Source organism: uncultured Demequina sp., assembly GCF_913055775.1.
In the GTDB taxonomy this organism is placed as follows: domain Bacteria; phylum Actinomycetota; class Actinomycetes; order Actinomycetales; family Demequinaceae; genus Demequina.
In genome coordinates, this window is the sequence record NZ_CAJXJX010000114.1 from 1 (window position 1) to 9,015 (window position 9,015).

Below are 9,015 nucleotides of genomic sequence, written 5' to 3' on the forward strand. Positions count from 1 at the left end.
TCCCCCGGTCACCGTCAGCCAGAGCGCCGCACCGTGCACGGCCGGCGATGCCGCCCACACACCCACCGCGATCAAGGCGATCGGTAGTGCCGAGACGACTCCGGTGAGCACGCCGGCGATCGCCGTACGTCGCAGTGCTGGCAGGTGGTCCCCGGGCGCCGTGAGCCAGCCCGCTCGGTGGATGAGCATGCCCACGGAGGTGAGCGGCACGAAGAACAGGAATGCGCCGGCGATGGTCGACGTCAGGAGGGTCCCCACCAGCCCGGTCAGCATCGACTCCAGGTACGAGAAGCCCGTGGCCGGAGCGGCGGTGTCGTCGGCCAGAGTGCCCGTCCCTTGGGCGAGCAGCAGCGCGTAGATCGGGATCGCCACCAGCGTCACCACGACGCCGGACAGCGCTGCAGCGCGCCTGAGCCACGCGGTCGATCGGCCGTACCACGCAGCGACGATCAGCCCGGTCACGCCGTACGGGGCGAGGATGTCGCCCGCGAACAGTAGCACCGAGTGGGCGGCGCCCAACGCGATCAGCCACCAACTGCGCCGGCGGATCAGGTGGCGCGCATCTCGAGCCGAGACCCCGCGCTCCAGCAGTCGCGATGCGATCATCGCGATCCCAAAGCCATAGAGCACGGCGAACATGGGTCGCGACCGGTCATGGACGAGCAGCTGCTCGAGCAACAGCAGCACAGAGTCGAGCGTGCTCGAATCGGCGTGGAAGCCGGACGTGGTCAGCGGCCTCGCCCACGTGTAGTGCACGACGTTGGCGAGCGCGATGAACAGCAGCATGAACCCGCGCGCGATGTCAGGAGCGAGCGAGCGTTCCGCGCGGGTGATCGAGGTTGGCCGGGTCATGGCATGGACTTTCGCACCACCGCATCACACCAGGCGCGAGCCCCCGGGGGGAATCAGGCATGCGCCGGATCGCCATCATTCGTGGGGATGAATCGCCGCCGCGAGCGCCCCGGCCCGCGCTCGCCTAGGCTGGCGGGAGACCCCCACCACGAGGAGCTCCCATGACTCTGCCCGCCATCACCCGCGACGCCTCCGGCGCGCCGTCCGTCGACTTCGCAGGGGCGGTGAAGCCCGACGGGCTGGCCGTTGAGATCCTCGAGCGCGGCGACGGACCGGACGTGGTCGAGGGCCAGCAGATCACCGTCCACTACACCGGCTGGCTGTGGGACGGCGCGCAGTTCGACTCGTCGTGGTCGCGCGGCCAGACCATCTCGTTCGGGCTCGCGCGCGGCTCGCTCATCGAGGGCTGGGTCGACGGCCTCTCTGGCGTGCCGGTGGGTTCGAAGGTGCTCATCGTGGTGCCTCCGGAGAAGGGCTACGGTCAGCGCTCGATGGGCCCCATCCCGGGCGGCTCGACCCTGGTCTTCGCGATCGACGTGGTCGACGCGAAGTAGCGCGTCACACGCTCACAGGTGCGTGTGCCGGGCCTAGCCTGACGTCATGAGCCCGTCCAAACGCCGTGCGTACCGCGCACCGAGCGCCGCGCAGCGTGCCCGGTACGCCAAGCGCCGCGCCGGTCGCATGAGCCGGGCGGACAACGACCTCACTCCCGCGGAGTGGGAGGCGATCCTGCTGGCGTGGGGTGAGGCCTGCGCCTACTGCGGTCGCGGCGCGAGCGCTCTGCAGAAGGACTGCGTGCAGCCACTGTCGCGCGGCGGGCGCTACACGCGCGACAACGTGGTGCCGGCTTGCCGGTCGTGCAACGCCTCCAAGTCCAACGACGAGGTCACCGCGTGGATGCGCCGCAAGGGCCTCGACGAGCGTGCGTTCCTGCTTCGATGGGCGCAGTTCCAGCGCACGGCGACCGCCTCCGCCGGGTCTGTTTCGCCGCGCGCTTGACCCTCCCCTTGCGGGAGGCTGGATCCTGAGGGTGCAAGGAGGGACCTGTGGGATCACTGATGCCGATCGGCAGTTTCGCGCGAGCGAGCCGGATCTCGGTCAAGGCGCTGCGCTTCTACGACGCGCAGGGCCTGCTCGTGCCGGCGCACGTCGACGATTCGAGCGGCTACCGCTACTACCTGGCGGACCAGCTCCGCAGCGCTGAGGCGATCCGTGCGCTGCGGATGGTCGACATGTCGATCGAGCAGATTCGCGACGTGCTGGATGCGGAGGACCCGCACGCCGTGCGCGGGGCTCTCGACGAGCATCGCTCACGGCTGCAGGGAAGGCTCGCCGATCAGGAGCGGATGCTGCGGTTCCTCGACAAGCTCATCAATTACAAGGAGATAGCCATGCCGTACGAGGTCGAGACCAAGCAGGTGCCGTCCGTGCGCGTCGTCAGCCACACCGTCCACACCGAGCTGCGTGGGGTGGGCGAGGCCATCGGCCAGGGGTTCGGAGCGGCGCACGCCGCGGCCGTCGCCGCCGGCCACGCCATCGTGGGGCCGCCGTTCGTCGTGTACCACCAGCTCCTCGACGAGTCGACGCCGGGCGACCTGGAGATGTGCGTGCCGGTGCCGCCCGGCGCCGAGGGTCCCGTCGAGGGGCCGCTCGGCACGGTCGCGTGGAAGGACCTCCCGGCCGCGGAGGTCGCCACGACCGTGCACGCGGGGCCCTACATCGAGATCGGCCCGGCGTACGAGGCCCTCGAGCGATGGATCCAGGAGCACGGCCGCGAGGTGGTGGGTCCGCCGGCCGAGATCTACCTCAACGACCCCAGCGAGGTGGCCGACGGCGAACAGCTCACCGAGGTCCGCTTCCCGCTGGCGTGGACCTGATCATGGCCGCGTCCAAGGTCGACCTCAAGAAGTCCCTCCCGTCGTACGCTGCCCGGCGCGGCCGCATCGACCTCATCGACGTCCCGCCGCTGCGCTATCTCGCCGTCGACGCTGCGGGGGCCCCGGACGACGACTCGTTCATCAGCGCGGTCGAGGCTCTCTACCCGTTCGCCTACGCCCTCAAGTTCGCGTCCAAGATCGACCGCGGCCGCGATTACGTGGTCCCGCCGCTCGAGGCGCTGTGGTGGGCCGAGGACATGGCAGCGTTCTCGACCAGCCGCGACCCGTCGCAGTGGCTGTCGACGGCGATGATCCTGGTGCCCGAGTGGATCGACGACGAGCTCCTCGATGCCGCGCGCGGGAAGGCCGCCCGCAAGGTCGCCGCGGACCAGCTGGCGCGGGTCCGGGTGGAGACCATCGAGGAGGGGCGGTGCGCGCAGACCCTCCACGTGGGTCCGTTCTCCGAGGAAGGACCGGTGATCGAGGCGATGCACCAGGCGATCGCCGATGCGGGGCTCGCTCTGGCTGGCAAGCACCACGAGATCTACCTGGGCGACCCGCGCCGCACCGCTCCCGAGAAGCTCAGGACGATCCTCCGCCAGCCTGCTGTCAGCCCATCGTGAGCGTCAGCCCATCGTGACGGTGAGAACGTCGCCGTCCTTGAGCGCCTCGACCGGCACCAGGGCGCCGCGCGCCTCGTCGCCGTCGGCGGCGACCTCGAAGCCCTCGACCGTCACCGAGCTGACCCCGGTCGCGACGCCGGACTCGTTCACCACGTTGATGGTGAGGTCCATGCCGCGGAACCGGCGGGTGACCTGGAAGCCGCCCCAGCCTTCCGGCAGGCACGGGTCGATGCGCAGGCCCTCGAGCTCGGGACGGATGCCGAGGATGCCCTGGGTCACTCCCACGTAGGACCATGACGCGGTGCCCGTGAGCCACGGGTTGCGCGCCTGACCGAACCGCGGCGACTCGGGGCCGTGCGTGAACTGGCAGTACACGTACGGCTCGACCTGGTGGATCTCCGCGGCGTCGTTGTACTTCGCGGGCAGGTAGCCGCGGTAGTACTCGTACGCGCGGTCGCCGCGACCCAGGACCGACTCGGCGACGATGGTCCACGAGTTGGCGTGGCAGAAGATGCCGCCGTTCTCCTTGTGGCCCACGGGGAACACCAGCAGGCTGAGCCCCACGCCCGGGACCTCCTTGGTGTGGGCGGGGGCGCACAGGGCGACGCCGTGCTCGGTGCTGAGGCGCTCGTGCACGGAGTCCATCGCGCCGATGGCCCGCTCGACCGGGATGACCTTCGACATCGCGGCCCACACGTTGGGCTCGAGGTAGATCTTGCCCTCGTCGAGAGCGTCCGATCCCAGCTTGGCGCCGGTCGCGGAGATGCCGCGGATGTACCACTGGCCGTCCCACGCACCCTCGAGCACGGGCTGGAGCGACTCCAGCACGCCGCGCGCCCACGCCGCGTCCTCAGTGCGGCCCGTCTGCTCCGCGAGCTCGGCGACGATCCGGCAGCCGTTGGCCATGAGGAACGTCGAGAACATCGACTCGCCCGTGGTGCCGAACTGGATGCAGTCGTTCCAGTCCGCCTGCAGGCCCTGGACCAGCCCGTTCGCGCCCAGGTGGTCGAGCGAGAACTGAATCGCCTGGCGCAGGTGCTCGAAGACCGTGGCCTCGCCGTGATCCGCGTACGGCAGCACCTGGTCCAGGTAGGACACGTCGCCGGTCTCGTAGACGAAGTTCGCGACGGTGATGGGCAGCCACAGGGGGTCGTCGCTGCGGTACGTCGAGACCGTCGGCGTCTCCTCGGACCCGGGGGAGTGCGTCAGCGGCTTCACCAGCGGCATCGCTCCACCTTCCGCGGTCTGGCCCGTGAGGATCATGTCGAGGCGCTCGCGCACCGCCTCCGGGATCGCGTGGATCACGGCGAGCATGTCCTGCACCGTGTCGCGGTACCCCAGCCCGTCGCGATCGCCGGCCTCGATGAGCGAGACCCCGCGCGACCAGTTAAACGTCATGTGGGTCTGGTACGCGTGCCAGACGTTGACCATCGAGTTCATCTCGGCGTCGGGAGTGGCGACCTGCAGCGGCGCCAGGAAGTCGCGCCACTCGTCGCGGATCGCGGCGAGCTCCGCGTCGACCCTCTCGGGCGTGGCGTACTCCGCCAGGGTCTCGCGCCCCGGACGGTGGGTGAGCCCATCGCTGTCGTCCCACGGCTCGTCCGTGTCGCCCATGCCCAGCATGTAGATGACCTGGCGCGTCTCGCCCGGCGCGAGCTCGAGGCGTGCGTGCAGCGACGAGCACGAGTTGTCGCCCACGCACTCCGACCCGCTGCACTCGCCGCGCTCGACCGCCAGGGGAGCGGACTGCGTGCGGTAGGGCCCCAGGAACGCGTCGCGGTCCGTGTCGAAGGACGCGACGTCCGCTCCCGCCATGCCGAACCACAGCTTGGACCATGCCGTCCGCGTCGAGTTCGCGCGCGAGATCATGCCGTCGCGCTTCTTCGCGACCACCACGTACTGCGAGTACTGGAGGTTCTCGAGGTCCTGGCGGTAGTTCCACTCGTTGGCGAGCTCCGCGTACGAGAACAGCGACACGTGGCGCGTCCGGTCGGTGGTGTTGGTGACCGTCACCGACCAGTACTCGAATGCCTGGTCCTTGGGGATGAAGAACGTGGCGGTCGAAGTGATGCCGCGATACGTGGACTCGAAGATCGAGTAGCCCAGGCCGTGGCGCACCGTCGCCGCCTGGGTGTCGTCGCTCTCGCCATCCCTCCCGCGCATCGGCTTGCCCACCGGCTGCCAGGACGCCGACCAGAAGTCGCCGTCCGCATCGTCCCTGAGGTAGATGAAGCGGCCGGGCTCGTCCTGCGGGACCCCGTTGAAGCGGAAGCGCAGCACGCGGCCCGTGCCGCCGGACTTGTAGAACGAGTAGCCGCCGGCGCCCTGCGTGATGATCCCGCCGTAGAGGCGTGAGCCCAGGTAGTTGGACCAGCTCCGCGGCGTGTCGGGGCGGGTGATGACGTACTCGCGGGCCTCGTCGTCGAAGTGACCGTGCTGCATGCTGTGCTCCCTCGCGCAGTTCCCTCAGCGGCCATCGTAACGTTACGACCGCGAGAACAGCCTAGTGCAGAGGGCCGATGCTGGGGTCACCGCCCGGGCGCACGGCGCCCGGGGGCCGCGTTCAGCCGGCGAGCTCCTCCCCGAGCTCCCGGGAGCGGGCGGCCGCCGCATCCGCGCCTGCGGCGATCACGTCGGCCAGCCCGGCCGCCTCCATGGCCTCGAGCGCCGCGATGGTCGTGCCGCCGGGTGAGCTGACGCGCTGGCGCAGCACGGTCGGGGAATCGCCGGACTCCTTGAGGAGCCGCGCCGCACCCACGAAGGTCTGCGCGGCGAGCTGCGTGGCGAGGACTCGATCGAGGCCCTGCTTGACGCCGGCCTCCGCGAGCGCCTCGACAACGGCGTAGAAGTACGCGGGACCCGATCCCGAGACGGCCGTGACGGCGTCGATCTGCTCCTCGCGGCGCACGGCCACGACGAGGCCGGTCGCGCGCAGGATCGCCCCGGCGAGAGCGAGGTGCTCCTGGCTGGCGTGAGCGCCGGCGCAGATCGCCGTCGCGCCGTGCGCGACGATCGCCGGGGTGTTGGGCATGCACCGCACCACCGGCGCGCCCTCGGGCAGCCGCTCCTCGTAGAAGGATGCCGCCAGGCCGGCGGCCACGGTCATCACGAGCGCGCCAGGCTTGTAGGCGCTGGAGATCTGCTCGAGCGTCTCGGCCGCATCCTGCGGCTTGACGGCGATGACGATGGCCTCCGCTCCTTCGACGGCGTCGCTGATCGACGCCGTCGCCTCGACCCCGTGCCCCTCGGCGAGGGCCGCTCGACGGCCGCCGTCGCGCTCAGCCACCACGATCCTCGACTCGGGCCAGCCGCCCACGCGAAGCGCGGTCAGGATGGTGCCGCCCATCACGCCACCGCCGATCACGGCGATGCGGGGTGCCTGCGTTGACTCGGTGCGTGCGTCGTCGCTCATGCGGTCAGGCTAACGGACCGCGTGGCGTGGGCTACAACGGGTACGCCGCGTAGAAGTCCTCGAGCTCGTCGGCCGGTCCGGTCAGCACGAACACTGCCGTGCCGTTGCGCCACACGATGCCGCCGTCGATGCTCGCGCGCTCGCCCACCTGCGACCCGCCCGCGTCCACCGGCTCGCGGTCCGTGCTGTCGGCGGTGAGGGCCTCGAACTGCGCGACGGCCGCCTCGTCGTCGTAGTGCTGGATCGCGCGCACCTGGAGCTCGACCTCGCCGTCGCCATAGGTCAGGTCGCTCACCTCGGCGGCGCGGGCCTCGAGCCCGGCGTCGGCGACGTCCGGGGACTGGGCGTCCGTCAGCACGAACGTGCCGACGACTGTCGGGAGTGCCGCTTGGAACGCGGTCGGGTCGGCGATCTCGATGGGGTCGAGGGTCGGCACCTCCTTCTCGGCGACCAGCACCTCCTCGGTCAACTGCACCGTCTCCGGCTCCGGGGACAGCAGCACGTACAGGCCGTAGCCGATGCCGCCGAGCACCAGCAGGCCGATGACGACCAGGAACACTGTCGACCGCCACCAGGGCTCGCGCTCGCGGATGCGGGGCGCGTCGCCGTCGGTGCCGTCGCCACCGGCCGTCGGATCCGTGGCCGTCTCCGCCACCGGCACGCCGAACGCCGGCGTGTACGCGGGGCCGCCGTCATCCAGCTCGGGAACCTTGCTGCGAAGCTCCGACTCGAGCTGGGGAGCGACGCCGTGGCCGGCACCCATCCCGTCGGACAGCATCCAGGTGGGGCCTGTGGCCTGGGGGGCGGTCGCTGCGACCTGCGCGGCCGTGGGCTTGTGCACACCCGCGATGGGCGTGGGTGCGCCCGAGGCGGCCAGGGAGGCATTGCGCACCGCGGTGTCGCCCAGGGAGGCGAACGGCGACTGCGCGGCGCTCTCGGGCCCCGGCTGAGGCTCGGGCGGCACGGTGCTCCACAGCGTGCCGCGCGAGGAGGGCATGATCTCCTCGACCGGGGGCTCCTCGACCGGCGCCACCACGTCCGCCTCCTCGTCCTCGATCGGGGACGGCACCACCGGGATCGAGCCCGTGGTCGGAACCGCTGGCTTGGACGGCGCGACCGCCTCGCGCGGGGCGGAGCCGCCGTGAACGGCGTGCCACGGGCTCGGGCGCTCGGGAGGAATCGGCGACGGCATGATTCCCAGAGTACGGCGCGCCGTGCCGGGCGGCGGAGAGCGGCGCGCGTGCGCGCGTGTCCGAGGGGGCGACTAGCGTGGGCGCATGGCGACATCGACCCGTACCGCGAAGCCGGGCTACCGCTGCACCGAGTGCGGCTGGACAGCCGTCAAGTGGGTCGGCCGCTGCGGCGAGTGCCAGGCGTGGGGCACGGTGGTCGAGGCGGGCGCTGCGCCCGCCGGGCCGTCGACCCGTGCGACCGCTACCACCTCTGCCGCTCAGCGCATCGGCGACGTGGTTGCCACGGCATCGCAGCGCCACCCGACGGGAGTCGACGAGTTCGACCGCGTGCTCGGCGGCGGACTCGTCCCCGGCGCGGTAGTGCTGCTCGCCGGAGAGCCCGGCGTGGGCAAGTCCACGCTGCTGCTCGACGTCGCCGCCCGCGCCTCGCGGGCCGATCGCACGGTGCTCTACGTCACGGGAGAGGAGTCCGCCGGCCAGGTGCGGCTGCGCGCCGAGCGCATCGGCGCGCTGGACTCCGGGCTGCTGCTCGCCGCGGAGACGGACCTGGGCTCGGTGCTCGCGCACATCGACGCCGAGCAGCCGGACCTGCTGATGGTGGACTCGATCCAGACCATCGCCTCGAGCGCTGTCGACGGCACTGCTGGCGGCGTGAGCCAGGTGCGCGAGGTGGCCTCCGCGCTGATCCAGGCGGCGAAGTCCCGCGGTTTCCCCATGGTGCTCGTCGGCCACGTCACGCGCGAGGGCACCGTCGCCGGTCCGCGCATCGTCGAGCACCTCGTGGACGTGGTCTGCCAGTTCGAGGGAGAGCAGCACTCGCAGCTGCGCCTCTTGCGCTCGGCCAAGAACCGGTTCGGGTCGGTGGACGAGGTCGGCTGCTTCCAGCTGCTGGACTCCGGGATCGAGGGCGTCGCGGACCCGTCGGGGCTGTTCCTGTCGCGCGAGGGCGCGCACGTCGCAGGGACGTGCGCCACCATCACGATCGACGGCAAGCGGCCGCTGCCCGCGGAGATTCAGGCGCTCGTCGCGCCCAGCGCCCTGAGCAACCCGCGCCGGGC

General features: G+C 71.3%; 9 protein-coding genes. 5 read left to right on the plus strand and 4 right to left on the minus strand.

Features of this window, described 5'->3' with window-relative positions; all coding sequences use genetic code 11:
• Window positions 1-852 (minus strand): DUF418 domain-containing protein (locus tag QZ483_RS10925; protein ID WP_367117107.1); only part of this gene is annotated, 852 nt, incomplete at its 3' end.
• 161 nt (window positions 853-1,013) lie between these two features.
• On the opposite strand from QZ483_RS10925, the gene QZ483_RS10930 reads away from it, so the two are divergent.
• The 4 genes from QZ483_RS10930 to QZ483_RS10945 are packed head-to-tail and all read left to right on the plus strand — an operon-like array spanning window position 1,014 to window position 3,352.
• The gene (locus tag QZ483_RS10930; protein ID WP_297083905.1) at window positions 1,014-1,406 is read left to right on the plus strand and encodes an FKBP-type peptidyl-prolyl cis-trans isomerase; all 393 of its coding nucleotides are present in this window, start codon (window positions 1,014-1,016) and stop codon (window positions 1,404-1,406) included.
• 46 nt (window positions 1,407-1,452) lie between these two features.
• Window positions 1,453-1,851: an HNH endonuclease gene (locus QZ483_RS10935; RefSeq protein ID WP_297083907.1), complete on the plus strand. Its 399-nt coding sequence runs from the start codon at window positions 1,453-1,455 to the stop codon at window positions 1,849-1,851.
• Between the two features lie 47 nt (window positions 1,852-1,898).
• Window positions 1,899-2,729, plus strand: coding sequence for a MerR family transcriptional regulator (locus QZ483_RS10940; RefSeq protein WP_297083910.1), 831 nt, complete (start codon window positions 1,899-1,901; stop codon window positions 2,727-2,729).
• 2 nt (window positions 2,730-2,731) lie between these two features.
• Complete coding sequence (locus QZ483_RS10945; RefSeq protein ID WP_297083912.1) at window positions 2,732-3,352, plus strand: GyrI-like domain-containing protein; 621 nt, start codon at window positions 2,732-2,734, stop codon at window positions 3,350-3,352.
• A gap of 3 nt (window positions 3,353-3,355) precedes the next feature.
• On the opposite strand, the gene QZ483_RS10950 is transcribed toward QZ483_RS10945, so the two are convergent.
• The 3 genes from QZ483_RS10950 to QZ483_RS10960 all read right to left on the minus strand — a co-directional run bounded on the left by QZ483_RS10950 (window position 3,356) and on the right by QZ483_RS10960 (window position 7,956).
• Entirely contained in the window at window positions 3,356-5,794 is a 2,439-nt protein-coding gene (locus tag QZ483_RS10950; RefSeq protein ID WP_297083914.1) for a GH36-type glycosyl hydrolase domain-containing protein, read from the minus strand.
• Window positions 5,795-5,915: 121 nt separating this feature from the next.
• Window positions 5,916-6,764, minus strand: a complete 849-nt coding sequence (gene proC / locus QZ483_RS10955; protein WP_297083916.1) for a pyrroline-5-carboxylate reductase — start codon at window positions 6,762-6,764, stop codon at window positions 5,916-5,918.
• Window positions 6,765-6,795: 31 nt separating this feature from the next.
• Window positions 6,796-7,956, minus strand: coding sequence for a hypothetical protein (locus tag QZ483_RS10960; RefSeq protein ID WP_297083919.1), 1,161 nt, complete (start codon window positions 7,954-7,956; stop codon window positions 6,796-6,798).
• Between the two features lie 85 nt (window positions 7,957-8,041).
• Here QZ483_RS10960 and QZ483_RS10965 point away from each other — a divergent pair.
• Window positions 8,042-9,015: DNA repair protein RadA (locus QZ483_RS10965; RefSeq protein WP_297083921.1), on the plus strand; the 974-nt coding region annotated here is incomplete at its 3' end.